We start from the raw sequence: 24,487 nt of genomic DNA, 5'->3' as shown, positions 1-24,487 counted from the left end.
CCCGTCACTTCACCCGCCAGGCGGCCATGAAATCGCCGGCCCGGCCGGCGGGTGCATCGCGATCCGCTCGCTTCACGCGCGCCAGGGCCCTCGCAACGTCGGCGCGCTGCGCGCTCACGTGCCGCGCGCAATGGCGGTCGACCACACCGATCTGGTTCTTCAGGAACGCGATCGTCTGTTCGATGCCCCCGCGCACACTCGAGTGGCACCACGCCAGCAACTGATACTCCGCCATCAGCGTGCGTGCGAGTTGCCGGCGGCGCTGCACCAGCGCCTGTACGTAGCGCAGTTGCGGATCGGACAGCGGCGCAACGATCCGGCTGCAAGACGGATGCCGCACGAGCACGCACGCCAGTTCCGCCAGCATACGGGCACGCGCCCCTTTCCCTTCGAGCGACCGCTCGGCCGCGCCCGCGACGAAATCGCGGGCATGGTGCGGATTGACCACCACGACAGGCAACCGCACTGCCTGCAGCGCACACGCCACTTCCAGCTCGAGACCGCCGGCTGCCTCCAGCACGACGAGCGCCGGCGACCATTCGGCAATCGCATCGGTCAGCGATTCGATGCCGAACGTCTCGTTCCGGTATCCGAGAATCACGCTCAGCGACGACACGGAGATTTCAACGATCTCGGTCGCGACACTGATGCCGACGTACACGGGATCCGTCCCCAACGCCTCGTCTTCCTGCTGGATTGCACAGTCGCTCATACGCTTTCGCGCCTCCGTCCCGCCCGCTCGCACATGCCGGCGCGGGTTTCGACCTTGACAGCAACAAATGTCATAAACAAAATGTAAGATTGACGAATGGAACTGGTTCCATCCGCAACGGCAGCACATTCGCCGCCGTTGCACGGCAAACCTCCGTCCATGCGTCGCGCCCGTCGTCATCTGCAGCAGCACCGCTGCGGCACACGACCCGCCCGCCTCTTCTCGACATCGACACGACGACGTTTCATATGCCAAATGATCAGGATTCCTCATCCCGAGACAGTTCATCCGTGTGCGCAGCGATCTCGAACCGGCTCCGATCCTGGCCACGCAGCCACGTCGGCTCCCGACCGACACCTGACCACGTCTGCCCGGTCTGCGGATTGAAATACTTCACGCGGCGCTTTTTGCTCCGAGCGCCCGCGCCTGGAAAAACCACGTCTTGGCTAAAACCGAATTCTTCGATGCACCGCCGCACCTCGAGCAACACGGTTGCCGCTATCGCGAGACGTTCCCGCTCCAGCTGCTCTTCGAGCAGCGCCTTCTTTTCGATGAACGATCTGTAGATCAGCATGCCTGCCTCCGAAAAACGCACGTCCGCGGTCGTCGCATCGACGCCATGACGGCACGTCCAAGCGTAATCGCGCGAGCTGGTCCAATTGACAACTTTTGTCAACGCGCGCCCATCGATACTAAATTCAAGAACAAATTAAATCCCGATTATCTATTTTTGCATTTCCAAAAAAGGCTTCGAAAAATCTTGATTTAAAAAATCAAAGAAAATCCAACTTATTCCGGTTTAAATAATTCCACTGAAGTTCACAATTGTTGACAATTCAAGAACGCAGCGATGCGAACATCGTGGCTGCTGATTGCCCGCTTACGGGCGGTTCCGCGCGGATCGTCACACCCGATGCAGCCCGATCGATTCGCCCGCTACCAAAGGAGTACTGAAGATGAACGTTCTATATCTCGAGGACGATAAAACTTATATCGAATTGATCACCGCAGTACTGGAAAAATCGGGATACCACGTGCATGCGGTGAGCAACGGTCACCAGGCAATCCGCCATCTGGAAAGCTCGGTCGTCGATCTGCTGATCCTCGACTGGCTCGTCCCGGGGCTGTCCGGATTCGAGGTTCTCAAGTGGACCCGCGAACGCATCGGCGGGCGCCTGCCGATCCTCTTCCTGACAAATCGTGTGCGGGAGGACGTGATGTTCTCCGCGATCAACGCAGGCGCCGACGACTACATGGTCAAGCCGGTCAACGAGTTCGAGCTGCTGGCGCGGGTCAATGCGCTGCTGCGCCGCGCGTATCACGACGGCGTCGTCCGTCAGAGCGTGCTCGACGTCGGCGGCTACCGGATCAGCATGAAGACGCGGACGGTGCTGCTGCATGGCGCGCCGGTCAGGCTGACGCCGCGCGAATTCGATCTCGCCGTGCTGCTGTTTCGCAATCTCGGGCGCATCATGCCGCGCGACGAACTGATTCGCTCGCTGTGGGGACGCGACATGGCCGGCGTGTCGCGCAGCCTCGACACGCACATCTACCGGCTGCGGATGAAACTCGCGCTCCATCCGGCGAACGGCGTGCGGCTCAGCACGATCTATACGCTCGGCTATCGGCTCGAAGCGGCCTGACGAGCGCGCGCCGGCCATTCTTCCTCGATAGGCACAGCACTATTGCGCCAATAGGATTCATGCATCGCGCGGCGGACGGCACGACCGCCCGGGGCGTGCCGCCATCCCGCGCCAGCCCCTTGCGGCATCGCGTTGCGCGATATCCCCAATGCGCACGCGGGATACGATTGTTCCGCCCTGACGACAATTCAATTCGCTGAACCGCCATTTATCGCAGCGGGTTCGACTCTTAGAGTAAACCCTGTCGCGCAACCCCATGCGCATCGAATCGACAGGAGTTCCATCATGAACCGCCGCGGTCTGCTCTCCGCCCTCGTTCTCGCACTCGCCGTGTCCGCGCCGGCCTTCGCCGACACCACCCCGGTTCACGCGGGCGATTACAGAAACACGTCGTTGTACAGCCAGAACAACGGCCCCCGGACCCGCGCCGAAGTGCTCGCGGAACTGGAGCAGGCGCGCCACGACGGCACCGTCGAACGCCTGCGCAAGGAAACGTCGTACGCGCAAGGGCTCGATCTCGTGCCGCGCCCGTATCGCCCGACGCCGGAAGGCAATCAGCTCGCGGGCGCCGGCCGGTAAACGGACGACGCCGCGCGGCGGGCCATCCCCGCGCGCGGCGTCGCGATCTGCATCAGGCAATCAGCCAGTCAATTGAAGGAGTTCGTCATGAACGATCAACTGCCCTCGCCGCTCGATCACTGGAACAGCGATACGCCGGTCTGGACGCCGTATCGGCCGTCGCAGTATTCGCACTGAACCGTCAGCGGCGCGGCACGCCGCCGCGCCACTCGCCCCAGTGCGACACGATGTCCTGCACGAGCGGATTGCCCGCGCGGTACAGGTTTTCGGTCGCCGGGGCGAAGCCGCCCTGGTCCGCGTAGTTCAGCAGGTTGTCGACGCTCGTCTGCCCCGCATACGGCCGGTCGAAGTCGGAGCCGGTGCGCAGCACCGCCACGCGCGACAGGTCCACCCGCTTCACGCTTGCCGCACGCTTGAGCGCCTCGAACGTCGCGTTGTCTTCCTGTGCGGTCATGCAGTAGGTGCCCTTGCCGTCCGTCAGGATCTTCGTCCATTGCCGCGCGCGCTCGCCGAGCAGCGTGCCCGAGAACCACGTGTTGCCCGACGACGTGTCGCAGCGGATCACCGACGGCGGCTGGTTCGCGGGCGCGTAGCCGAACTTCGCGCGCGCGGCCTGCGCCTGCGGGCTGTCGGCGAGCACCACGTTGCGCGACAGCGCATACGCGGCGTCGGCCAGCTGCGGGTTCAGCTGGAACACTTCGTTGCGGTAGTCGAGCGGCGGCTTTTCCGTCGGGCTCTTCGTGTTGATGCCGAGATAGCCGGTGTTCCAGCCGGCGGGAATCTCGCGCGCATCGAGCTCCCACTGGATACCGAAATCGACGAGGTAGTTCGCCCACGCGGCGGAGCCCACCGTCCCTTGCGCGGGGTCGACGCCGGCGATGCCGGAGATCAGGAAATACGTGTGCCGCAGGTCGAAGCGCTGCGAGAACGTCAGCGCCATGATCGACGCCGTGGCGTTCGCATAGCCCATGCCGGTCGTGATCACGCACACGTCCTGCTTGTTGCAGTGGACCGCGGGGTAGTCGGGCGACAGGCCCGGCACCGTCACGTCGCGCCACGGGCCGAGACGATCGAGCCAGGCCTGGCCTTCCGGCCCGAACATCGTGATGATCATGACCTTGACCGGGCGGCCCTGTGCACCGGTCTCGGCAAACGCATTGCCCGTGTTGTCCTGCGCGATCGACGGTGCGGTCGCACAAGCCGCGAGCGAGAATGCGGCGGCTGAAAGAATGGAGCGAGTCAGCATCGGCGTTCCTTGTTTGGGGATGTTGGGTGAGAACGACTGTCGGAGACTGCGCGACGGAGTATAAAGCGATCGGCATCGATGCGGGATGCGTGGCGCGACGCCAGCGGCGGGATGCATCACGCGCCGCCGGCTTCGGATGCGTGCGATGCAGCGCGGAATCGCAGCGTCAGGGGAAAACGTCAGGAATGCTATCCGCTCGATCCCGGCGGGCGTCGCGCGCGCCGCCGCGCGCGCGACAGATCGATCAGATCACGTCGACGCGCCCCGGCCCGTCGACCATCTCGCCGATCACCGCCGCGCGATCGAACCCGTCCGCACGGAAGCACGCGAGCACGTCGTCGACCGCATCCGGCGCGCAGGCGACAAGCAGGCCGCCCGACGTCTGCGGATCGGTCAGCAGCGCCTGCGCGACCGGCGGCAGCGCATCGGCAAGCCGCACGTCCGCGCCGTACGCGGCCCAGTTGCGCCCCGACGCGCCGGTGAACACGCCGTCTGCCACGAACGCCTCGACGCCCGCGAGCCACGGCAGCGACGCGTAGTGCACGCGCGCCGTGAGCCCCGCACCGCGCGCGAGTTCGAGCGTATGGCCGAGCAGCCCGAAACCCGTCACGTCGGTCAGCGCATGCACGCCCGGCAGCGCGGCCAGTTCGGCGCCCGGCCGGTTCAGCTTGGTCGTGGTGGCGATCATCTGCGCGTAGCCGGCCTCGTCGAGCTGGTTCTTCTTCAGCGCGGCCGACAGCACGCCGACCCCGAGCGGCTTGCCGAGCACCAGCACGTCGCCCGCGCGCGCGGCCGCGTTGCGCTTCACGCGCGACGGATGCACCACGCCGATCGCCGCGAGGCCGTAGATCGGCTCGACTGAATCGATCGAATGGCCGCCCGCGACCGGAATCCCGGCATCCGCGCACACCGCTTCGCCGCCGCGCAGCACCGCCGCGATCGTCTCGTGCGGCAACACGTTGATCGGCATCCCCACCAGCGCGAGCGCGAGGATCGGCTTGCCGCCCATCGCGTACACGTCGGACAGCGCGTTGGTCGCCGCGATGCGGCCGAAGTCGAACGGATCGTCGACGATCGGCATGAAGAAATCGGTGGTCGCGACGATCGCCTGCTCGTCGTTCAGGCGGTAGACCGCCGCGTCGTCGGAGGTTTCGGTGCCGACGAGCAAATCCGGGAACAGCGCCGGCGGCGTCGCGCGCTTCAACAGCTCGGACAGCACGCCCGGCGCGATCTTGCAGCCGCAGCCGCCTCCATGCGACAGGCTCGTGAGGCGCGGAACGGCGGGCGGGGTCTGGGTGGCTTCGGTCATCGTCGGCATCCGGTGAATAACAACGTTCTATTATCGACAATTCCGCGCCCGCGCGCGCGCCGCCCACATAATGACGGCGCTGCCCCGTCCGTCTTCCCTCTGCCGCCCTCCATGGATCACCTGTTCATCGGCCTCGTGCTGTGCTCCGCGCTGCTGCACGCCATCTGGAATGCCTTCCTGCACGTCAGCGAGGACCGGCTCGTCCAGCTCGGCACGATGTCGCTGCCGTATCTCGCGTTCGGCGTCGCCGGCGCCGCGCTGCTGCCCGCGCCGGCGCCCGCCGCGTGGCCGTATATCGCCGCGTCGGCCGCGCTCGAGGTCGCGTACTGCTTCACGCTCGCGCGCGCGTATCGCAACGGCGAGTTCGGGCAGATCTATCCGATCGCGCGCGGGATATCGCCGCTGCTCGTGTCGGTGCTCGCGTTCGCCATGCTGCACGAACGGCCGACGCCGTTCGGCTTCGCGGGGATCGCGCTGGTGTCGTTCGGGATCATGTCGCTCGCGCTGCGGCGCGGCTTCCGGTTCTCCGGGGAAGGCGTGCCGTACGCGCTGCTGACCGGCGTGTTCATCGCCGCGTATTCGATCTGCGACGGGATCGGCGCGCGCGTCGCGGGCAGCGCGCTCGGCTACATCGCATGGGTATACCTGCTGTGGAGCGTGCCGCAGATCGTGCTCGTCTGCGCGGTGCGCGGCGGCCCGCGCGCCGTGCTCGGCTCGCGCGTGGCGCTGAGGCAGGGCGCGATCGCCGGCACGATCTCGCTCGCCGCCTACGGGATCGTGATCCTCGCGTACCGGCACCTGCCGGTCGCGACCGTGTCGGCGCTGCGCGAGACGAGCTCGATCTTCGCGGTCGCGATCGGCTGGTTCGTGATGCGCGAGCGGCCCGGCGCGCAGCGGCTCGTCGCCTGTGCGCTGGTGGTCGCGGGCGCGGCGTTGATCCGGATGTGAGCGCACCGCTGCGCACGCACGGCGCTCACGCGACGGCAATACCCGGCCGGTCGAACGCCCGCTCGTCGATCGCCTCCGCCAGCGTCGCGAACGCCGGCGCGATCTCCTGCTCCGGCACGCACGCATAGCCGAGCAGCAGGCCCGACGCCGCGCGCTCGCGATCCGCGTAATACCCGGACAGCGGCCGCACGACGATGTTGCGTGCAAGCGCGGCCTGCGCGACCGCGCGATCGTCGACGCCATCCGGCAGGCGCGTCACGAGATGCAGCCCGGCATCGCTGCCCGCCGCCTGCAGCGTGTCGCCGTAGCGGCGCGCGACCGCGTCGAGCAGCATCTCGCGGCGCTGCCCGTACAGCGTGCGCATCTTGCGGATATGCGACACGAAATGCCCTTCCGCGATGAATTCCGCGAGCACCGCCTGCTGCAGCAGCTGCCCTTCGCGATACAGCTCCGCGCTCGCCGTCGCGAAGCTCTCCGCGAGCGGCTCGGGCGCGACCAGGTAGCCGACCCGCAGCCCCGGGAACAGCGTCTTGCCGAAACTGCCGACGTAGATCACCTGCCCGGCCGTATCGAGCCCCTGCAGCGACGCGAGCGGGCGGCTGCCGTAGCGGAATTCGCTGTCGTAGTCGTCCTCGATGATCCAGCAGCGGTGCTGGCGCGCGTATTCGAGCAGCATCCGCCGCCGCGCGAGGCTCATCACCATGCCGAGCGGATACTGGTGCGACGGCGTGACGAGCATCAGCTTCGGCGGCTCGGCGAGATCGGCGGCCGACGGCGCGATCCCTTCGTCGTCGACCGGGATCGGCCGCGTCGTCAGCCCCGACACGTTCAGCACGCTGCGCACGCCCCAGTAGCACGGGTCTTCGGTCCAGATCGCGTCGCCGGGGTCGGTCAGCAGCCGCACCGCGAGGTCGATCGACTGATGAATGCCGGTCGTGATGACGATCTGCTCGGGCGTGCAGCGCACCGAGCGCGACGTGCGCAGGTAATCGGCAAGCGCCTCCCGCAGCAGCGCCAGCCCGCCGCCCGGCGCGTAGGTCAGCAAATCGGGGCGCAAGCGCCGCCAGTACTTGTTGTGCAGCCGGGTCCACACGCGTGCCGGAAATCGCGACACATCGGGCACGCCCGGCATGAACGCGCCGCCCTGCCGCTTCGACACGCCCGCCCCCTCGACGAGCCGCGCGCCGCGCGCGGACAGCGGCCGCGCGGCCGTCGGCAGCATCACGGCCGGGCTCGCCAGGTCCGGCGGCGCGCCGACGATCTCGTCCGGCGCGCTGTCGGCGACGAACGTGCCGCGGCCGGTGGCCGAACTCACGTAGCCCTCGAGCGCGAGTTGCTCGTACACCTGGGTGACGGTATTGCGCGCGATGCCGAGCTCGGCCGCGAGCAGCCGCGACGACGGCACCCGCGTGCCGGCCGGCAGCTCCCGCGACAGGATCGCCTGCTGCAGCAGCCGGTGCAGCTGCCGGTAGATCGGTTGTCCGCCGCCGCGCACGAGACGCTGCGCCAGCCAGTCCGACAACACGCTTGCCCGCATGATTGGCTCCTAACTATTTATTGAAATGGCTCTGATTGTCAGAGCCAAATCTGATTATAGTCGCCGTCATGGGCTGCCGGAGCGCACCCGATTCCTTCTCACCGGATACGAAACATCAAGGAGATGACCGTGAAGAATGCCGATCTGCAGGCCCGCAAGAACGCCGCCACCCCGCGCGGCGTCGGCGTGATGTGCGATTTCTACGCAGCCCGCGCCGAGAACAGCGAGCTGTGGGACGTCGAAGGCCGCCGCTTCATCGATTTCGCCGCCGGCATCGCGGTGCTGAACACGGGCCACCGCCACCCGAAGATCGTCAAGGCGATCGCCGACCAGCTGAACAACTTCACGCACACGGCGTACCAGATCGTCCCGTACGCGTCGTACGTCGAGCTGGCCGAGAAGATCAACGCCCGCGCGCCGGGCGACTTCACGAAGAAGACCGCGTTCTTCACGACCGGCGCCGAAGCCGTCGAGAACGCGGTCAAGATCGCGCGCGCGGCCACCGGCCGTCCGGGCGTGATCGCCTTCTCGGGCGGCTTCCACGGCCGCACGATGATGGGCATGGCGCTCACCGGCAAGGTCGCACCGTACAAGCTGAACTTCGGCCCGTTCCCGGGCGACGTGTTCCACGCGCCGTACCCGAACGCCGTGCACGGCGTGACGACCGCCGACTCGATCAAGGCGATCGAGATGCTGTTCAAGGCCGACATCGATCCGAAGCGCGTCGCCGCGATCATCTTCGAACCGGTGCAGGGCGAAGGCGGCTTCAACCCGGCGCCGGCGGAATTCGTGCGCGCGCTGCGCAAGATCTGTAACGAGCACGGCATCCTGCTGATCGCCGACGAAGTCCAGACGGGCTTCGCGCGCACCGGCAAGCTGTTCGCGATGCAGCACTACGACGTGCAGGCCGACCTGATCACGATGGCGAAGAGCCTCGCGGGCGGCATGCCGCTGTCGGGCGTCGTCGGCCGTGCGGACGTGATGGACGCGGCGGCTCCCGGCGGCCTCGGCGGCACGTACGCGGGCAACCCGCTGGCCGTCGCGTCGGCGCACGCGGTGCTCGAGATCATCGACGAAGAGAAGCTGTGCGAGCGCGCGACGCAGCTCGGCGACGTGCTGAAGGCCAAGCTGAACGCGCTGCAGGCCGACGTGCCGCAGATCGCCGACGTGCGCGGCCCGGGCGCGATGATCGCGGTCGAGTTCCTGAAGCCGGGCTCGGGCGAGCCGGACGCCGATTTCACGAAGCGCGTGCAGGCGCGTGCGCTCGAGCGCGGCCTGCTGCTGCTCGTGTGCGGCGTGTACTCGAACGTCGTGCGCTTCCTGTTCCCGCTGACGATCCCGCAGGCCGTGTTCGACGAAGCGCTCGTCATCCTGGAAGAAGTGTTGAAGGAAACGGTCGGCGTGCCGGCCTGACGTCCCGCCCCTGATCGCGCCGCCGCCGTCCCGCCATTGCGCCGGACCGCGGCGGCCGTCGCATCTGCAGCATCCGCAAACAGGCATCCCCATGAGCACTGTCCAAGAAACGCTTTCCCTGAAAGACCCGTCGCTGTTCCGCCAGCAGGCCTACGTCAACGGCGTATGGCAAGGCGCCGCGAACGGCGAGACGTTCGAAGTCCGCAACCCGGCGACGGGCGGCCTCGTCGGCGTGGTGCCGGCGATGGGCGCGGCCGAGACGCGCCAGGCGATCGACGCCGCCAACGCCGCATGGCCGGCGTGGCGCAAGAAGACCGCGAAGGAACGCGCGGCGATCCTGCGCAAGTGGCACGACCTGATGATGGAACACGCCGACGATCTGGCGCTGATCCTGACGACCGAGCAAGGCAAGTCGCTGGCCGAGGCGAAGGGCGAGATCGGCTACGCGGCATCGTTCCTCGAGTGGTTCGCGGAGGAAGGCAAGCGCGTGTACGGCGACACGATTCCGACCCCGGCGAGCGACAAGCGCATCGTCGTGACGAAGGAGCCGGTCGGCGTGTGCGCGGCGATCACGCCGTGGAATTTCCCGGCGGCGATGATCACCCGCAAGGTCGGCCCGGCGCTCGCCGCCGGCTGCCCGATCGTCGTGAAGCCGGCCGAGGCGACGCCGTTCTCGGCGCTCGCGATGGCCGTGCTGGCCGAGCGCGCGGGCGTGCCGGCCGGCGTATTCAGCGTCGTGACGGGCGACCCGAAGGCGATCGGCGGCGAGCTGACGTCGAGCCCGATCGTGCGCAAGCTGTCGTTCACCGGCTCGACGCCGGTCGGCCGCCTGCTGATGGCGCAATGCGCACCGACGGTCAAGAAGGTGTCGCTGGAGCTCGGCGGCAACGCGCCGTTCATCGTGTTCGACGACGCCGATCTCGACGCGGCCGTGCAGGGCGCGATCGCGTCGAAGTACCGCAACAGCGGCCAGACCTGCGTGTGCACGAACCGCTTCTACGTGCATGAAGCCGTGTACGACCAGTTCGCGCAGAAGCTCGCGGCGGCGGTCGGCCAGCTGAAGGTCGGGCGCGGCACCGAGCCGGGCGTCACGCAAGGCCCGCTGATCAACGAAGCGGCGGTGCTGAAGGTCGAGGCGCACATCGAGGACGCGCTCGCGAAGGGCGCCACCGTCGTGACGGGCGGCAAGCGCCATGCGCTCGGCCACGGCTTCTTCGAGCCGACCGTGCTGACGGGCGTCACGCCGGCGATGAAGGTTGCGAAGGACGAGACGTTCGGCCCGCTCGCGCCGCTGTTCAAGTTCAGCAGCGACGACGAGGTGATCCAGCTCGCGAACGACACCGAGTTCGGCCTGGCCGCTTACTTCTACAGCCGCGACATCGGCCGCGTGTGGAAGGTCGCCGAAGCGCTCGAATACGGGATGGTCGGCGTGAACACGGGCCTGATCTCGAACGAAGTCGCGCCGTTCGGCGGCGTGAAGCAGTCCGGCCTCGGCCGCGAAGGCTCGCACTACGGCATCGACGACTACGTCGTGATCAAGTACCTCTGCCTGGCCGTCTGACGGTTCGGGGCCTGCCGCTTCGGCGACAGGCCCTGGCCGCCCGGCCGGAACCGGGCGGCCCGACGCGGGCCGGCGCCTCTCCGTTGCGCCCGCGTCACCTTGATACGCGCGATGTCTCCCGGCTCCGCGGACGCGATTTCGATCGCGGCATCCGCCGAACGAATACTGTCCAAAACGGCCAGCGCATCCAGATCAACGTCGGTATAACGCCACGCAAGGCGTTCGAAGGCGCGCCTTTGGGCCGAACCAGCTTCTCGCGGGTCAGCCGGCGCCGCGCCAGCCGATTCGCGGGCGCGCGGCTGAAACCGCTGAAGCGGCGCAGGTAGCGCAACACCAGCCCGCGACTGGCGCGCTTGAGTCGGCGATGGTGCCGCCGGCCAGCACCGATGCGATCCATGTGCAGCGCGCTACGGGCATCGATTGCGGGCACAAATTCCAGCGTCTCGGTTCCGTCGAGTATGGCGCGTACCTATTCGATGGTGCGAATTCTTGTTTCATTCAAATCGATGATCATCCACAGATCATCAACCATCCCGACTAGCCTACAGCCCATCGGCAGTCGATCCCTTGCCGCGTCCGCTTCAGCCCAGGCTCATCGTCCCGTTGAAATGCGGAGGAAATGCTCCGTCCAGGCTCATCTTCCGCTGGACAGCGCTTTGGATTGCTAACATAAATCATACTCGTCCAATATACGAATCAATCGCTACCGGCGACCCTCCATAGCTCGTCCATACGACTGAGGAAACGACCAAGAGCCGACGAGCAGTCAGGAACGGCGACACGACGACAACGGGCGGCATCGTCATCGCCGTTACGTCTACGATGTCCAATCACGGCAAAAAGGTCGCCCTGGATGGCGACAAGGCGACATGCGGAAATTGCGAGGGGACGTTCCTGATAGCGGGCAGTGCGCAGCGCATGATTCACCGCGGGCGATGTGTTGCGCTGGAGGGTGACGCCGTACTCTGTCCATGCGGGCAAAACCGACTCATCGCGGGTAGCGACAGCTCGATTTTCTATGGCGGCGGCCACCATGCGGCGAACCCGTTCGTCACCCGTTCGACATACTCTCCCGCAAGACACGCGCCCGGGTCGGGCATCCATGACGATCAGTTCGTGATCCGCGACGTGCGGACAAAACAACTGTTAAGCAACGTGCGCTATTGGATCAAGGATCAATCCGGGAACGTGCTGGCGTCAGGCGTGAGTGACCGGAACGGATGTACCGTGCGCGTGCAGACCGAAGGCGCGCAGACATTGAAGCTTGTAATCGAGGATTGAGACGATGGGAAACCAAACTACCGTCGCCGAGACGACAACAAACACCATCGCTGGATCGCAGACATTCGCGGATGTTGACTTGCGACCGATTTGCGAAAACATGACCAACTCAGAATTCCGCAAGGTCTTTGCAGTGGCTCAAGGGCGAGCGGTTGACCGATTGACGATCCGCATTGCTGATTTGCAAAAGTGGTCGAAGGTCGATAAGGGTCGAGTATTCAGGTGGTTCTGTCGAAACGACGAGCGCACGCGTATGCACCTACTCACCGGCCTAACGAAAGTGCTTGCCGTGGTTCGAGCATTCAACGAAACCAATGTGGTTCGAAGCGGCAGCACTGACGATCTTGCGACGGGTTGCACGCCTCACCCACGAGGAATGACGAACGAAGCCGCCCACGTATGCGCGCCGGACACGGCAACACATACGATCGCGATCAGTGGGCGATTCTGCACGATGCGCCCGTGGACAGCGAACGCTGATTCGCACGTGTCAACCATCATTCACGAAGCCACCCATTTTCACGACACCATGTCGTCGACCGATGACCAATACACGATTACGCCCTTGCTCCCCGGTTGGGGACGATCAAACCCGGACTTGGCAATCAACAACGCCGACAGCATCGCGGGGTACGTCGTTGACATTGAATAAGTTCGTCACTGCCATCACGCTCGTGTTGAGCTGCGCACATACGGCGTTCGCGTGCGACGGTCCGTCGAACATGCCCGGTTGGGATTTTGATGTTCGATTCGACAACAATTCAAGCGACCTATCTACCTCCGAACTGGCGAAGCTTTCCGTATGGTCGAACGACATGCGCAATCGCTTCCCCATTATCGATGTGGTGTCAGTTGTCGGATTAGCCGAACCGACGGAACGAAGCGCGCAGAAGCTTGCGCATCGACGTGCAGCGAACGTTAAAGGCGCGTTAGATCAATTTTTGATTCGGGGCGAACGAAATTCGATGATCGCGCGAATCTACAAATTGCCGTTTCCCGCGAGCGAGTTTGACGACAACGGGCGGCGCGTCGAGATCACATTCGGCCCGGGATGCCCTAACCACTGTTGCCCGAACCTGAATCCCATCCCCAGGGCGCAATGACGTAGCACGACACCCCAACGCCGGCCCACGCAAAGCGGGCCGCCGTCCTCCTACCTCGAGCGTTCACTCCATCACCGAAACACGTTCACCGCCGCCACCAGCCGCGTCGCCTACTGCTTCAGGCTCTCCGACGGCCACCGTGCTCTGCTCGACCAGTGCCGCGTTCTGCTGCGTGATGTTGCACGGGTGCACGACCGCTTGGTCGACCTGCGCAACACCCGTGCTCTGCTCGGCCGCCGACGAGCCGATCTTCGCGATCAGGTCCGACACGCGCCTCACCTACGTGACGATGTCCTCCATCGTCTTGCCCGCGCCGTCGACGATCCGCGCGCCCGATTCGACTCGCTCGACGCACGCCCCGATCAGCGTCTTGATCTCCTTCGCCACGTTCGCGCTGCGCGAGCGCCCGCACCTCGCCCGCGAACAGTACGTGTTGCGCGATGCAGAGAGCGGGCGACCGCTCGCGAATGTCCGCTATCGGATTCGCCTATCGTCCGGAAAGATATTCACCGGCGTGACAGACGCGACAGGCCATACGCAACGCGTCACATCGGCGTATGTGGAATCGCTCAAGTTCGAGATTGCAAGGAGCGGAAATGCCGCATCCTGAAGATGACTACGTACTGGTACACGACACGGCCATGACGAACACAAGGCCCGGTTCCAAGGTGTATGTCGATATCAACACGAAGCCGATATGCCCGAACATGAGCAATGAAGAGTTCATAAAGATCGTGATGCGCGCTCGCGATGAAGCCGTCCGTCTGATTAATGCCCGCATTGCAGCACTAGTAAGATGGGACGCGAGCGAACAAGCGCGCGTCACCACCTATTTTGGACGTGCTAACGCGCAGATTCGCAACACGTTATCGGCCGGTCTTCCACGATTGTGCTCCACGATGCAAGAGTTAGTGCCGGAAAAAATTGTTCGATGGGACAGCGAAACCAGCAGGAATCTATCTTGCGCAGCCGTACCTGACAGCGGCCAAAATCGTGCCGCCGTTTGCAAGCCCGACTCCGATAAACGAATCATTGCCATCTACTCGTCATTTTGCAGCGACCCGTTTGGCGAGTTGTAGCATGAGGCACAGATAAAGGTGTTAATCCACGAATGCACCCACTTCACCGACACATTCGATTCAGATGACGCCATGTATGGAAACAGCGAATCTGGAATGAAAATTTTTGCAACGAACAACCCGGACCTTGCCATTAGTAATGCAGACAGCATTACCGGATACATAGCAACCCTTGACAAGACAATCGAATAATGAACAAAAATCCCCTCAAATCCAGCGTTGCTGTCTGCACGCTCACGCTGTCGTCTATGCTATCGAACGTAGCGATGGCATGCACGATAGGCGAGGAAGCGCGGTTGCAACTTCCATTCAATACAACCACACTTTCTAATGCAGACAGAGTGACGATAGCCGATAGCGTTATCGAGGCAAAAAAATGGCCGAATGTAAAAATTCAAGCAGTCGTAATTGCGGGCGCCTTCGTTTATGAGAAAAACATCGAAAAACTGAAGGATATACGCGGAGAAAACGTAAAAGAGTATTTGCAACAACTCGGCATCAGTGCCGATCAGATCCTTATCGACAAAAAGACATTTACCGATGAAATGATTACGCGACAACCGGACGGCACAATAAAAACCAATCAGATAATCGTGGAATTTACGCCAATTTGCAAAGGTAGCTGCGCATGGATGTGTGACGACCCTCGCGTAACGCCACACAGCAAACTCATCAATCGGTGACCACGGAACGCTCGCGCATATGGGTGTTCTCGTTCCAAAACGCCAACAGTGCCGCGCGTACGATATCGATGGCGACTAAATTCCTAACCGCCGCCGCGCTCGCGTTGTGCTGCGCACATGCAGCATTCGCGTGTGACGGTGCGTCGAACATGCCCGCTCATTACATCGATATTGTTTTCGATGCTGATTCGAGCGCGATTTCTCCGGCCGAACTGTCGAGGTTGTCGGCATGGTCGAGCGACATGCACAAGCGCTTTCCGATCATTGATACGGTATGGCTGATCGGACTGGCCGAGCAATCCGAACGTGACGCGCAACAGCTTGCAACGCGACGAGCGAAAAACGTGATGGCGGTCCTAGATCAGTTTTCGATCCGTGGCGAGAAAAGCGCCTTGGCAGGGAAAATTTTCAAGCCGGACGAGTTCGGTCAATCCGGGCGACGCGTCGAAGTGAACGTTAGTCCGGGATGCCCTAACCACTGTTGCCCGAACCTGAATCCCATACCCAGGGCGCAATGACGTAGCACGACGCACCCAAGCCGGCCCGCGCAATGCGGGCCGCCTTCCTCCTGCCTCGCACGTTTCCGCCATCACCGAAACGCATTCACCGCATCGACGAGCCGCGTCGCCTGCTGCTGCAGGCTCTCCGACGCAGCCGCGCTCTGCTCGACCAGCGCCGCGTTCTGCTGCGTGATGCTGTCGAGATGCACCACCGCCTGATCGACCTGCGTGACGCCCGAGCTCTGCTCGGCGGTCGACGCGCTGATCTCCGCGATCAGGTCCGACACGCGCTTCACCTGCGCGACGATGTCCTCCATCGTCCGGCCCGCGCCGTCGACCAACTGCGCGCCCGATGCAATGCGTCCGACGCTGTTCTCGATCAGCGTCTTGATCTCCTTCGCCGCATTCGCGCTGCGCTGCGCGAGCGCGCGCACCTCGCCCGCGACCACCGCGAAACCGCGCCCCTGGTCGCCCGCGCGCGCCGCCTCCACCGCCGCGTTCAGCGCGAGGATGTTGGTCTGGAACGCGATCCCGTCGATCACGCCGATGATGTCCGAGATCCGCCGCGAGCTCGCGCTGATGTCGTTCATCGTATTGACGACTTCGGACACCGCCTGCCCGCCCCGCACGGCCGCCTCGCTGGCCGAAACGGACAACTGGTTCGCCTGCTGCGCCGTCTGCGCGTTGCTGTCGACGGTCGCCGTCATCTGCGCCATCGACGCCGCCGTTTCCTGCACGCTCGACGCAGCCTGCTCGGTGCGCGCGCTCAGGTCGTTGTTGCCCTGCGCGATCTCGCTGCTCGCGCGCTGCACGTTGTGCACCTGCTCGCTGACGTCGTCCACCAGCCAGCGGAACATCAGCCCGAGCTGGTTGATCGTGCGCAGCGTCATGCCGATCTCGTCGATGCGGTTCATCCGCACGCCGCTCCGGCTTTCGCCGGTCGCGACGTTCAGCGCCTGGTCGCGCAACTGCTTCAGCGGGCGCACGATCTGCGCATCGAGCCACACGCCCGCCGCGGTAGCCAGCCCGGCCGTCACCGCCGCGAACGCCGCGAGCGGGACGCCCGTCAGGCCGCAGGCCCAGCCGGTGCCGACCACGGCCGGCGCCATCACGAGCAGCGCCGAATGGATCCGCCCGCGCACCGACATCGTCTGCAGCAGCGACGCGGCGCGGAAGATCCCCGTGCGAACCACCAGCCCCTTGAAGAAGCGCCGGCTGCCGGCCTTGCCTTCGCGGAACGCGCGATACAGCGCGTCGGCGGCCGCGACCTCGTCGCGCGGCGCCTTGGTACGCACCGACAAGTAGCCGTGCGGCCGGCCGTTGCGCATCACCGGCACCGCGTTCGCGCGCACCCAGTAGTGGTCGCCGTTCTTGCGGCGGTTCTTCACGAGCGCAGACCACGCCTCGCCGCCCTTGAGCGTCGCCCACATGTCGGCGAACGCCTCCTTCGGCATGTCCGGGTGGCGCACGAGGTTGTGCGGCTGGCCTTCGAGCTCTTCGCCCGCGTAGCCGCTGATCTGGATGAAAGTCGCGTTCGCGTACGTGATGATGCTGTCGGTGTCGGTGGTCGACATCAGCGTCGCGTCATCGGGGAATTCGAATTCGTGTTGGGTAATGGGCTGGTTATTGCGCATCAGCAGGGCTCCGAATGGCGGGTCTCGCGCCCGCTTCAGGATTGACGACTCGGGACCGTTCGCGTCCGGCTTCATCGCATGCGAATGGTCATGCCTCTGCTATTCGGCAAACTCTTCTAAAACCTTACCCCTTGCGTGTAAAAAATATGTCAAAAAAGAGTGCGCACTGATTTACGTCAACAAAATTGCTTTTCCGAGAAATGATCGACCCATTAATGAACAGTAAAAATCAAATAAATAGCAATACGATTATTTCTGTTTTCAAAACATGAAATTTCCCGGAATAGACGCGCAGGCATTTTCCGGCATCGAATGCCGGCATTCACGCGGCGGAGCGTGCCGGCGCCCCGCCGCGCCCGCCTCACTGGAACACGTTTACCGCATCGACGAGCCGCGTCGCCTGCTGCTTCAGGCTCTCCGACGCCGCCGCGCTCTGCTCGACCAGCGCCGCGTTCTGCTGCGTGATGTTGTCGAGATGGACGACGGCCTGGTCCACCTGCGCGACGCCCGTGCTCTGCTCGGCCGTCGACGAGCTGATTTCCGCGATCAGGTCCGACACGCGCTTCACCTGCGTGACGATGTCCTCCATCGTGCTGCCCGCGTCATCGACACGCCGCGCGCCGGACTCGACCCGCTCGACGCTCGCGTCGATCAGCGCCTTGATCTCCTTCGCCGCATTCGCGCTGCGCTGCGCGAGCGCGCGCACCTCGCCCGCGACCACCGCGAACCCGCGCCCCTGGTCGCCCGCGCGCGCCGCCTCCACTGCCGCGTTCAGCGCGAGGATGTTGGTCTGGAACGCAATCCCGTCGATCACGCCGATAATGTCGGCGATCTTGCGCGAGCTCTCGGTGATGTCGCTCATCGTCGTGACCACCTCGGACACCGCCTGCCCGCCCCGCACGGCCGCCTCGCTGGCCGAAACGGACAACTGGTTCGCCTGCTGCGCCGTCTGCGCGTTGCTGTCGACGGTCGCCGTCATCTGCGCCATCGATGCCGCCGTCTCCTGCACGCTCGACGCGGCCTGCTCCGTGCGCGCGCTCAGGTCGTTGTTGCCCTGCGCGATCTCGTTGCTCGCGCGCTGCACGTTGTGCACCTGTTCGCTGACGTCGTCCACCAGCCAGCGGAACATCAGCCCGAGCTGGTTGATCGTGCGCAGCGTCATGCCGATCTCGTCGACGCGGTTCATTCGCACGCCGCTCCGGCTTTCGCCGGTCGCGACGTTCAGCGCCTGGTCGCGCAACTGCCGCAGCGGGCGCGCGATCTGCATGTCGAGCCAGACGCCCGCGGCGACCGCCCCGCCCGCCGCGCCGACGGCGAATGCGGCCAGGCCGCCCCCCGTCAGGCCGCATGCCCAGCCCGCGGCGATCACCGCTGGCGCGAGCGTAAGCAGCGGCAAATGCAGCCGCCAGCTCACCGACAGCGTCTGGAACAGCGACGTGACGCGCGCGACGCCCGTGCGCACGATCAGCCCCTTGTAGAAGCGTCGATTGCCGGCCTTGCCTTCGCGGAAATCGCGATACAGCGCCTCGGCGGCCGCGATCTCGTCGCGCGTCGCCTTCGTGCGCACCGACATGTAGCCCTTCGGCTGGCCGTTGCGCATCACCGGCACCGCATTCGCGCGCACCCAGTAGTGGTCGCCGTTCTTGCGGCGGTTCTTCACGAGCGCCGTCCACGGCTCCCCGCCCTTGAGGGTCGCCCACATGTCGGCGAACGCCTCCTGCGGCATGTCCGGGTGCCGTACGAGATTGTGCGGCTGGCCTTCTATTTCGTCGCTGGAGAATCCGCTGACCTGGATAAAGGCCGCGTTCGCATAGGTGATGTAGCTGTTCGTGTCGGTGGTCGACATCAACGTCGCGTTATCGGGAAACTCGAATTCGCGTTGGGTGACGGGCTGGTTGTTGCGCATGGGTTAGGGCTCCGGTGGTCGGGTCTTGCGCCCGCTTCTGGATTGACGGATTTCGACCGGCGCCTCCCGGAATTCCGCAAGCCACCGATTCGATCCCTACGCTTTCGGCATCTTTTTCGAAAACATGATCCGTCTAAGGGTAAAACATGTACATCTAATGCGACTTCTTATCTCCATCAAACAAATCGTTCATGGATAAACGCCAGACCCAATCCGGACAAGGTTTCCAGCGCGGTCCGACGATGAATCCCGCAGCGTGTCCATGCATCGATTGATTCAATGAGAGTGCATCGATCGCAGTGTGAATATGTCTCGTTTCAGATCGGCGCATCGAATCAAATCCATGCGGCCCAAAACAAAACCGCCCGGCCTCGCGCGACAGGCGCGCGAGCCGGGCGGACGGGATGCGTGCGGCCGCGCCGCACGCGCGGCATCAGATGCGTTCGATCGCGAGCGCGATGCCCTGGCCGACGCCGATGCACATCGTGCACAGCGCATAGCGGCCCTTCGTGCGATGCAACTGGTACATCGCGGTGGTGACGAGCCGCGCGCCCGACGCGCCGAGCGGGTGGCCGAGCGCGATCGCGCCGCCGTTCGGGTTCACGCGCGGATCGTCGTCGGCGACGCCGAGCATCCGCAGCACCGCGAGCCCCTGCGACGCGAACGCCTCGTTCAGCTCGATCACGTCGAACTGGTCGATCGTCATGCCGAGCCGGGCGAGCAGCTTCTGCGTGGCCGGTGCCGGGCCGATGCCCATCACGCGCGGCGCGACGCCCGCCGTCGCCACGCCGAGCACGCGCGCGCGCGGCGTCAGGCCGAAGCGCTTCGCGCTCGCCTCGTTCGCGAGCAGCAGCGCACATGCGCCGTCGTTGACGCCCGACGCGTTGCCGGCCGTGACCGTGCCGTCCGGACGCACGACGCCCTTGAGCTTCGCGAGCGCCTCGAGCGACGTCTCGCGCGGATGCTCGTCGCGCGATACGACGAGCGGGTCGCCCTTCTTCTGCGGAATCGTGACGGGCACGATTTCCTGCGCCAGCGTGCCGTCCTGCTGCGCACGCGCGGCCTTCTGCTGGCTGCGCAGCGCGAACAGATCCTGGTCCGCGCGGCTGACGTTGTAGTCGGTCGCGACGTTCTCGCCCGTCTCCGGCATCGAGTCGACGCCGTGCAGCTGTTTCATCAGCGGATTGACGAAGCGCCAGCCGATCGTCGTATCGAAGATGTCGGCCTGGCGCGCGAACGCGGTGGCCGACTTGCCCATCACGAACGGCGCGCGGGTCATGCTCTCGACGCCGCCCGCGATCATCAGCCGCGCTTCACCGGACTTGATCGCGCGGGCGGCGGAGCCGACGGCGTCCATCCCGGAGCCGCACAGCCGGTTGATCGTCGAGCCCGGCACGTCGGTCGGCAGGCCGGCCAGCAGCGCGGACATGCGCGCGACGTTGCGGTTGTCCTCGCCGGCCTGGTTTGCGCAGCCGTAGATCACGTCGTCGATCGCGGCCCAGTCGACGTCGCGGTTGCGCTCGACCAGCGCCTTGAGCGGCACCGCGCCGAGATCGTCGGCGCGCACGCCGGACAATGCACCGCCGTAACGCCCGATCGGGGTGCGGATGGCATCACACAGGAAAGCTTCGGTCATCAAGTGTCTCCAGGAATCCAGGAAATGGAACGGGCACCCCCATTGCATTGCCCGCCGGGATGCGCTCTAATGTTCTATATACGAACATAAGATCGTGTATCGAACGTTCGAAGCATCATAGGGAGCGCGGGGACGACCTGTCAAGCGCCGGCGGCGGCCGCGTGGTTGGCGTGTCAGGCCCCATGCGCTATCTTCTCGGCTGCACGACATTCCGACAGCTCATGACTACCGAAGACATCCAGGCCAAACCCGGCGACTCCTACGTCCAGTCGTTCGCGCGCGGGCTCGCGGTGATCCGCGCGTTCGACGCGAACCGTCCCGAGCAGACCCTCACCGAGGTTGCGTCGGCGACCGGCCTCACGCGCGCGGGCGCGCGCCGGATTCTCCTCACGCTGCAGACGCTCGGCTACGTCGAGGCGGACGGCCGGCTGTTCCGGCTCACGCCGAAGATTCTCGAGCTCGGCTTCGCGTACCTGACGTCGATGCCGTTCTGGAATCTCGCGGAACCGGTGATGGAGCAGCTGTCCGCGCAGATCCACGAAAGCTGCTCGGCCGCGGTGCTCGACCGCACCGAGATCGTCTACGTGCTGCGCGTGCCGACGCACAAGATCATGACGATCAACCTGTCGATCGGCAGCCGGCTGCCCGCGTACTGCACGTCGATGGGCCGCGTGCTGCTGTCCGCGCTCGACGATGCGGCGCTCGACGCGACGCTCGCGCAAAGCGGCATCCGCGCGCACACGCAGCGCACCATCACGGATCTCGGCGAACTGAAGGCGACCATCGCGCAGGTGCGCCAGCAGGGCTGGGCCGTGGTCGACCAGGAACTCGAAGTGGGCCTGATGTCGATCTCCGCGCCGATCCGCAACCGGCGCGGGCAGATCATCGCGGCGATGAACGTGAGCGGCAATGCGCAGCGGCATACCGCAAAGCAGATGGTGAAGGAGTTTCTCGGGCCGCTGCAGCAGGCCGCGCAGACGGTGTCGGAGCTGGTGGCGCGGCGCGGGTGACGCGCGCGCGGGCGGCGGATGCCGGGCCCATCAGGCGGATGCCGGGGCCCCGTTCGGCGCCGGCGCCCACCGCGCACGAGCCGTCAATCGCCCGTGTCCCCCGCCGTCTCCCGCAGCATTGCGACCGCCGCCAGCGACACCAGCACGCACACCGCGACATACCCGGCCGGCGCGAACTTGCTGCCGGTGGTCTGCACGAGCCACGTCGCGACGAGCTGCGACGTGCCGCCGAAGATCGTCACCGCAAGCGCATACGCGATCGAGATCCCGGTCGCCCGCACGCGGCGCGGGAACGATTCGCACATCAGCGCGAATTCCGACGCGGACCCCATCGAGTAGAACAGCAGCATCAGCGCGGTCAGCGGCATGATGACCGACAGCGACGGGTGACGGTTCATCAGCCAGAACGCGGGGAACAGCAGCGCGACGAGCACGCCGCGGCCGACGAAGATCGGCAGGCGCCGGCTGCCGATCCTGTCCGACAGCCAGCCGAACAGCGGGCACGTGACCAGCATCACGCACCCCGACGCGACGCCGACGAACATCGACAGCTTCATCGGCAGCCCGAGCGTGTGGATCGCATAGGTCGGCATGTAGAAGGTCAGGATGTAGGTCGACACCGTGCCGCCCATCACCGTGAGCGTCAGCAGCAGCACCGTGCGCGCGTGCTGCGAGAACAGCTCGCGCAGCACGCCGCCGTCGATGCCGTGATGGCTGTCGCCGGGCGCATCGTCCGCGAGCCGCCGGCGCAGGAACATGCCGACCGGCGCGATCAGCACGCCGACGAAAAACGGAATCCGCCAGCCCCAGCTTTCGAGCGCGCCCTTCGCGAGCGTGTTCGACAGCAGCGCCGCGAAGCCCGAGCCCATCAGCGCGGCGCCGCCCTGCGTCGCGAGCTGCCAGCTCGCGCGGAACCCGCGCCGCGACACGCCGCCCTGTTCGAGCAGCGTCGAGGTCGCCGCGCCGAATTCGCCGCCCTGCGAGAAGCCCTGCATCAGCCGCGCGCAGACGACGATCAGCGGCGCGGCCACACCGATCTGCGCATACGTCGGCGCGATCGCGATCAGGCCCGTGCCGAGCGCCATCAGCATGATCGTCAGGTTCAGCGCGGCCTTGCGGCCGTGGCGATCCGCGTAGACGCCGAGCACGATGCTGCCGAGCGGCCGCGTGAAGAACCCGGCCGCGAACGTCGCGACCGACAGCAGCAGCGACGTCGTCGGGTCGCTCGACGGGAAATACAGCTTGCCGATCAGCACCGCGAAGAAGCCGTACACGGTGAAATCGAAAAACTCCAGCCAGTTGCCGATCACCGCCGCCGCGATCGCGCCGCGCCGGGTGACCGAAGGGGCGGCGGGTCGGGCGTCGGCCGCGATGGCGACGGACGCGGCGGCAGGCAATGCGAGAGGATCTTTCTGCATCGTTCAGGTTTCCGATCGAATCGGCCGGAAGCGCCGGCCGCGTGCTGCCGGCTTCAGCGGCCCAGATAACGCTCCACGAGGCGCGTCCAGAACGCCGCGCCGATCGGCAGGTTGCGATCGTTGAAGTCGTATTTCGGGTTGTGCACCATGCAGCCGTCCTCGCCCGCGCCGTTGCCGAGGCGCACGAACGAGCCCGGGCGCTGCTGCAGCATGAACGCGAAATCCTCGCTGCCCATCAGCAGGTCGGTCTGCTCGACGACGTTCGCGTCGCCCACCAGTTCGCGCGCGACCTGCGCGGCGAAATCGGTTTCCGTATCGGAATTGACGACGACCGGATAGCCTTCGATGTAGTCGACCTGCGCGGTGGCGCCATAGCTCGCGGCCTGCGATTCGGCGAGCTCGACGATGCGGCGCTTCAGCAGCGCGCGCACGTCGGGGCTGAACGATCGCACGCTCAGCTCGAGCCGCGCGCCGTGCGGGATCACGTTGTTCGCGGTGCCCGCGTGCATCGAGCCGACCGTGACGACCGCCGGCTGCGCGGGGTCGACGTTGCGCGCGACGATCGTCTGCAGCGCCATCACGATGCTCGCGGCGACGACCACCGGATCGACCGTGAGATGCGGCCGCGCCGCGTGCCCGCCGACGCCGTCGATCGAGATGATCGCCTTGTCGCCGGCCGACATGAACGGGCCGCGCCGCGTGAGAAACACGCCGGGAGCCGCGCCCGGATGGTTGTGCATGCCGAACACCGCGTCGCACGGAAAGCGCTCGAACAGGCCGTCGTCGATCATCTTCTTCGCGCCGCTGTCGACGCCATGCTCCTCGGCCGGCTGGAAATACAGCTGCACGGTGCCGGAGAAGTTGCGGGTTTTCGCGAGATGCTGCGCGGCGCCGAGCAGCATCGTCGTGTGGCCGTCGTGGCCGCATGCGTGCATCTTGCCGTGCGTCGCGCTCGCGTAAGGCAGGCCGGTCGCCTCGACGATCGGCAGCGCGTCCATGTCCGCGCGGATGCCGATGCTGCGCGCGGCGTCGCCCACCCGCAGCGTGCCGACCACGCCGGTCCGGCCGACGCCGCGCGTGACCTGCCAGCCCCATTGCGCGAGCTTGTCGGCGACGAGCGCGGCAGTCTCGACTTCCTCGTACGCGAGTTCCGGATGATGGTGGATGTGATGACGGATCTCGCGCAGCCCGGCGGCGGCGGGCAGCAGATCCTCGACTTCGGTGTAGCGGGTGTCGGTCATGAAGGGGCTCCGGCTCGTGTTCTGGTGTGGCGTCCGCGTCGGCGGGGC

24 protein-coding genes and 1 pseudogene are annotated in these 24,487 nt (G+C 65.5%); 14 read left to right on the top strand and 11 right to left on the bottom strand.

The window, feature by feature from the left end:
* Positions 1 to 4: 4 nt before the first annotated feature.
* On the bottom strand, positions 5 to 904 hold the full coding sequence (locus ABFO07_RS30525; protein WP_347469304.1) for a hypothetical protein: 900 nt from the start codon (positions 902 to 904) through the stop codon (positions 5 to 7).
* A 67-nt stretch (positions 905 to 971) separates the two neighbouring features.
* Complete coding sequence (locus ABFO07_RS30520; RefSeq protein WP_059565761.1) at positions 972 to 1,286, bottom strand: H-NS family nucleoid-associated regulatory protein; 315 nt, start codon at positions 1,284 to 1,286, stop codon at positions 972 to 974.
* Between the two features lie 382 nt (positions 1,287 to 1,668).
* On the opposite strand from ABFO07_RS30520, the gene ABFO07_RS30515 reads away from it, so the two are divergent.
* Together ABFO07_RS30515 and ABFO07_RS30510 are read left to right on the top strand one after the other, a co-directional pair.
* Entirely contained in the window at positions 1,669 to 2,355 is a 687-nt protein-coding gene (locus tag ABFO07_RS30515) for a response regulator transcription factor (protein WP_059565762.1), read from the top strand.
* A gap of 285 nt (positions 2,356 to 2,640) precedes the next feature.
* Entirely contained in the window at positions 2,641 to 2,934 is a 294-nt protein-coding gene (locus ABFO07_RS30510; RefSeq protein ID WP_059803826.1) for a DUF4148 domain-containing protein, read from the top strand.
* 181 nt (positions 2,935 to 3,115) lie between these two features.
* Here the strand turns inward: ABFO07_RS30510 and ABFO07_RS30505 are convergent, their stop codons facing one another.
* Both ABFO07_RS30505 and selD read right to left on the bottom strand, forming a co-directional pair.
* Positions 3,116 to 4,180 (bottom strand): purine-nucleoside phosphorylase, encoded by a 1,065-nt coding sequence (locus tag ABFO07_RS30505; protein ID WP_059565764.1) that lies wholly within the window; start codon positions 4,178 to 4,180, stop codon positions 3,116 to 3,118.
* Positions 4,181 to 4,424: 244 nt separating this feature from the next.
* Positions 4,425 to 5,489, bottom strand: coding sequence for a selenide, water dikinase SelD (gene selD, locus ABFO07_RS30500; protein WP_063897985.1), 1,065 nt, complete (start codon positions 5,487 to 5,489; stop codon positions 4,425 to 4,427).
* Between the two features lie 111 nt (positions 5,490 to 5,600).
* Here selD and ABFO07_RS30495 point away from each other — a divergent pair, with 111 nt between their 5' ends.
* Positions 5,601 to 6,437, top strand: a complete 837-nt coding sequence (locus ABFO07_RS30495; RefSeq protein ID WP_059803823.1) for a DMT family transporter — start codon at positions 5,601 to 5,603, stop codon at positions 6,435 to 6,437.
* 25 nt (positions 6,438 to 6,462) lie between these two features.
* Here ABFO07_RS30495 and ABFO07_RS30490 read toward each other — a convergent pair whose 3' ends face one another.
* Entirely contained in the window at positions 6,463 to 7,974 is a 1,512-nt protein-coding gene (locus ABFO07_RS30490; protein ID WP_060018544.1) for a PLP-dependent aminotransferase family protein, read from the bottom strand.
* 129 nt (positions 7,975 to 8,103) lie between these two features.
* On the opposite strand from ABFO07_RS30490, the gene ABFO07_RS30485 reads away from it, so the two are divergent.
* The 5 genes from ABFO07_RS30485 (at position 8,104) to ABFO07_RS30465 (ending at position 13,332) form a co-directional block, all read left to right on the top strand.
* The gene (locus tag ABFO07_RS30485) at positions 8,104 to 9,387 is read left to right on the top strand and encodes a 4-aminobutyrate--2-oxoglutarate transaminase (protein WP_124481864.1); all 1,284 of its coding nucleotides are present in this window, start codon (positions 8,104 to 8,106) and stop codon (positions 9,385 to 9,387) included.
* A 91-nt stretch (positions 9,388 to 9,478) separates the two neighbouring features.
* Entirely contained in the window at positions 9,479 to 10,948 is a 1,470-nt protein-coding gene (gene gabD, locus ABFO07_RS30480) for an NADP-dependent succinate-semialdehyde dehydrogenase (protein ID WP_059957954.1), read from the top strand.
* A gap of 822 nt (positions 10,949 to 11,770) precedes the next feature.
* Entirely contained in the window at positions 11,771 to 12,229 is a 459-nt protein-coding gene (locus ABFO07_RS30475) for a PAAR domain-containing protein (protein ID WP_347469303.1), read from the top strand.
* Positions 12,230 to 12,233: 4 nt separating this feature from the next.
* Positions 12,234 to 12,881 (top strand): M35 family metallo-endopeptidase, encoded by a 648-nt coding sequence (locus ABFO07_RS30470; RefSeq protein ID WP_347469302.1) that lies wholly within the window; start codon positions 12,234 to 12,236, stop codon positions 12,879 to 12,881.
* A complete protein-coding gene (locus tag ABFO07_RS30465; protein ID WP_230942564.1) occupies positions 12,874 to 13,332 on the top strand; it encodes a hypothetical protein in 459 nt (152 codons plus the stop codon). The genes ABFO07_RS30470 and ABFO07_RS30465 overlap by 8 nt, the downstream gene beginning before the upstream one ends.
* 110 nt (positions 13,333 to 13,442) lie before the next feature.
* Here the strand turns inward: ABFO07_RS30465 and ABFO07_RS30460 are convergent.
* Positions 13,443 to 13,731, bottom strand: a pseudogene (locus tag ABFO07_RS30460) (methyl-accepting chemotaxis protein); the annotation flags it as partial.
* On the opposite strand from ABFO07_RS30460, the gene ABFO07_RS30455 reads away from it, so the two are divergent.
* The 5 genes from ABFO07_RS30455 (at position 13,703) to ABFO07_RS30435 (ending at position 15,612) form a co-directional block, all read left to right on the top strand.
* On the top strand, positions 13,703 to 13,942 hold the full coding sequence (locus tag ABFO07_RS30455) for a hypothetical protein (protein ID WP_124481866.1): 240 nt from the start codon (positions 13,703 to 13,705) through the stop codon (positions 13,940 to 13,942). The pseudogene ABFO07_RS30460 and the gene ABFO07_RS30455 overlap by 29 nt on opposite strands.
* A complete protein-coding gene (locus tag ABFO07_RS30450; protein ID WP_347469301.1) occupies positions 13,929 to 14,411 on the top strand; it encodes a hypothetical protein in 483 nt (160 codons plus the stop codon). The genes ABFO07_RS30455 and ABFO07_RS30450 overlap by 14 nt, the downstream gene beginning before the upstream one ends.
* An 18-nt stretch (positions 14,412 to 14,429) precedes the next feature.
* The gene (locus ABFO07_RS30445; protein ID WP_347469300.1) at positions 14,430 to 14,603 is read left to right on the top strand and encodes a M35 family metallo-endopeptidase; all 174 of its coding nucleotides are present in this window, start codon (positions 14,430 to 14,432) and stop codon (positions 14,601 to 14,603) included.
* Entirely contained in the window at positions 14,603 to 15,094 is a 492-nt protein-coding gene (locus ABFO07_RS30440; RefSeq protein ID WP_230941810.1) for a hypothetical protein, read from the top strand. The genes ABFO07_RS30445 and ABFO07_RS30440 overlap by 1 nt, the downstream gene beginning before the upstream one ends.
* 68 nt (positions 15,095 to 15,162) lie before the next feature.
* Entirely contained in the window at positions 15,163 to 15,612 is a 450-nt protein-coding gene (locus ABFO07_RS30435) for an OmpA family protein (RefSeq protein WP_081059608.1), read from the top strand.
* A 71-nt stretch (positions 15,613 to 15,683) separates the two neighbouring features.
* Here ABFO07_RS30435 and ABFO07_RS30430 read toward each other — a convergent pair whose 3' ends face one another.
* The 3 genes from ABFO07_RS30430 to pcaF form a co-directional block, all read right to left on the bottom strand.
* Positions 15,684 to 17,228, bottom strand: a complete 1,545-nt coding sequence (locus ABFO07_RS30430; protein WP_059920334.1) for a methyl-accepting chemotaxis protein — start codon at positions 17,226 to 17,228, stop codon at positions 15,684 to 15,686.
* 361 nt (positions 17,229 to 17,589) lie between these two features.
* Positions 17,590 to 19,134 carry a methyl-accepting chemotaxis protein gene (locus tag ABFO07_RS30425; protein ID WP_059957957.1) on the bottom strand — a complete coding sequence of 515 codons (1,545 nt, stop codon included), beginning with the start codon at positions 19,132 to 19,134 and terminating at the stop codon, positions 17,590 to 17,592.
* A 433-nt stretch (positions 19,135 to 19,567) separates the two neighbouring features.
* Positions 19,568 to 20,770, bottom strand: a complete 1,203-nt coding sequence (gene pcaF, locus ABFO07_RS30420; RefSeq protein WP_059990964.1) for a 3-oxoadipyl-CoA thiolase — start codon at positions 20,768 to 20,770, stop codon at positions 19,568 to 19,570.
* 221 nt (positions 20,771 to 20,991) lie between these two features.
* On the opposite strand from pcaF, the gene ABFO07_RS30415 reads away from it, so the two are divergent.
* Positions 20,992 to 21,780: an IclR family transcriptional regulator gene (locus tag ABFO07_RS30415; RefSeq protein ID WP_059565773.1), complete on the top strand. Its 789-nt coding sequence runs from the start codon at positions 20,992 to 20,994 to the stop codon at positions 21,778 to 21,780.
* 83 nt (positions 21,781 to 21,863) lie between these two features.
* On the opposite strand, the gene ABFO07_RS30410 is transcribed toward ABFO07_RS30415, so the two are convergent.
* The gene (locus ABFO07_RS30410) at positions 21,864 to 23,198 is read right to left on the bottom strand and encodes an MFS transporter (RefSeq protein WP_059801383.1); all 1,335 of its coding nucleotides are present in this window, start codon (positions 23,196 to 23,198) and stop codon (positions 21,864 to 21,866) included.
* Positions 23,199 to 23,251: 53 nt separating this feature from the next.
* Positions 23,252 to 24,439, bottom strand: coding sequence for a M20 aminoacylase family protein (locus ABFO07_RS30405; RefSeq protein WP_347469299.1), 1,188 nt, complete (start codon positions 24,437 to 24,439; stop codon positions 23,252 to 23,254).
* Between the last annotated feature and the right edge of the window lie 48 nt (positions 24,440 to 24,487).

Origin of the sequence: Burkholderia stagnalis (genome assembly GCF_039848545.1) — a bacterium.
Lineage (GTDB): Bacteria > Pseudomonadota > Gammaproteobacteria > Burkholderiales > Burkholderiaceae > Burkholderia > Burkholderia stagnalis.
This window is presented reverse-complemented; position numbering and strand designations above follow the sequence as displayed.

Bases quoted from the DNA above. Each gene is read 5' to 3' on its own strand.
- ABFO07_RS30520 (WP_059565761.1), bottom strand. From the start codon at position 1,286: ATGCTGATCTACAGATCGTTCATCGAAAAGAAGGCGCTGCTCGAAGAG.
- ABFO07_RS30515 (WP_059565762.1), top strand. From the start codon at position 1,669: ATGAACGTTCTATATCTCGAGGACGATAAAACTTATATCGAATTGATC.
- ABFO07_RS30510 (WP_059803826.1), top strand. From the start codon at position 2,641: ATGAACCGCCGCGGTCTGCTCTCCGCCCTCGTTCTCGCACTCGCCGTG.
- ABFO07_RS30505 (WP_059565764.1), bottom strand. From the start codon at position 4,180: ATGCTGACTCGCTCCATTCTTTCAGCCGCCGCATTCTCGCTCGCGGCT.
- selD (WP_063897985.1), bottom strand. From the start codon at position 5,489: ATGACCGAAGCCACCCAGACCCCGCCCGCCGTTCCGCGCCTCACGAGC.
- ABFO07_RS30495 (WP_059803823.1), top strand. From the start codon at position 5,601: ATGGATCACCTGTTCATCGGCCTCGTGCTGTGCTCCGCGCTGCTGCAC.
- ABFO07_RS30490 (WP_060018544.1), bottom strand. From the start codon at position 7,974: ATGCGGGCAAGCGTGTTGTCGGACTGGCTGGCGCAGCGTCTCGTGCGC.
- gabD (WP_059957954.1), top strand. From the start codon at position 9,479: ATGAGCACTGTCCAAGAAACGCTTTCCCTGAAAGACCCGTCGCTGTTC.
- ABFO07_RS30475 (WP_347469303.1), top strand. From the start codon at position 11,771: ATGTCCAATCACGGCAAAAAGGTCGCCCTGGATGGCGACAAGGCGACA.
- ABFO07_RS30470 (WP_347469302.1), top strand. From the start codon at position 12,234: ATGGGAAACCAAACTACCGTCGCCGAGACGACAACAAACACCATCGCT.
- ABFO07_RS30450 (WP_347469301.1), top strand. From the start codon at position 13,929: ATGCCGCATCCTGAAGATGACTACGTACTGGTACACGACACGGCCATG.
- ABFO07_RS30440 (WP_230941810.1), top strand. From the start codon at position 14,603: ATGAACAAAAATCCCCTCAAATCCAGCGTTGCTGTCTGCACGCTCACG.
- ABFO07_RS30435 (WP_081059608.1), top strand. From the start codon at position 15,163: ATGGCGACTAAATTCCTAACCGCCGCCGCGCTCGCGTTGTGCTGCGCA.
- ABFO07_RS30430 (WP_059920334.1), bottom strand. From the start codon at position 17,228: ATGCGCAATAACCAGCCCATTACCCAACACGAATTCGAATTCCCCGAT.
- ABFO07_RS30425 (WP_059957957.1), bottom strand. From the start codon at position 19,134: ATGCGCAACAACCAGCCCGTCACCCAACGCGAATTCGAGTTTCCCGAT.
- pcaF (WP_059990964.1), bottom strand. From the start codon at position 20,770: ATGACCGAAGCTTTCCTGTGTGATGCCATCCGCACCCCGATCGGGCGT.
- ABFO07_RS30415 (WP_059565773.1), top strand. From the start codon at position 20,992: ATGACTACCGAAGACATCCAGGCCAAACCCGGCGACTCCTACGTCCAG.
- ABFO07_RS30410 (WP_059801383.1), bottom strand. From the start codon at position 23,198: ATGCAGAAAGATCCTCTCGCATTGCCTGCCGCCGCGTCCGTCGCCATC.
- ABFO07_RS30405 (WP_347469299.1), bottom strand. From the start codon at position 24,439: ATGACCGACACCCGCTACACCGAAGTCGAGGATCTGCTGCCCGCCGCC.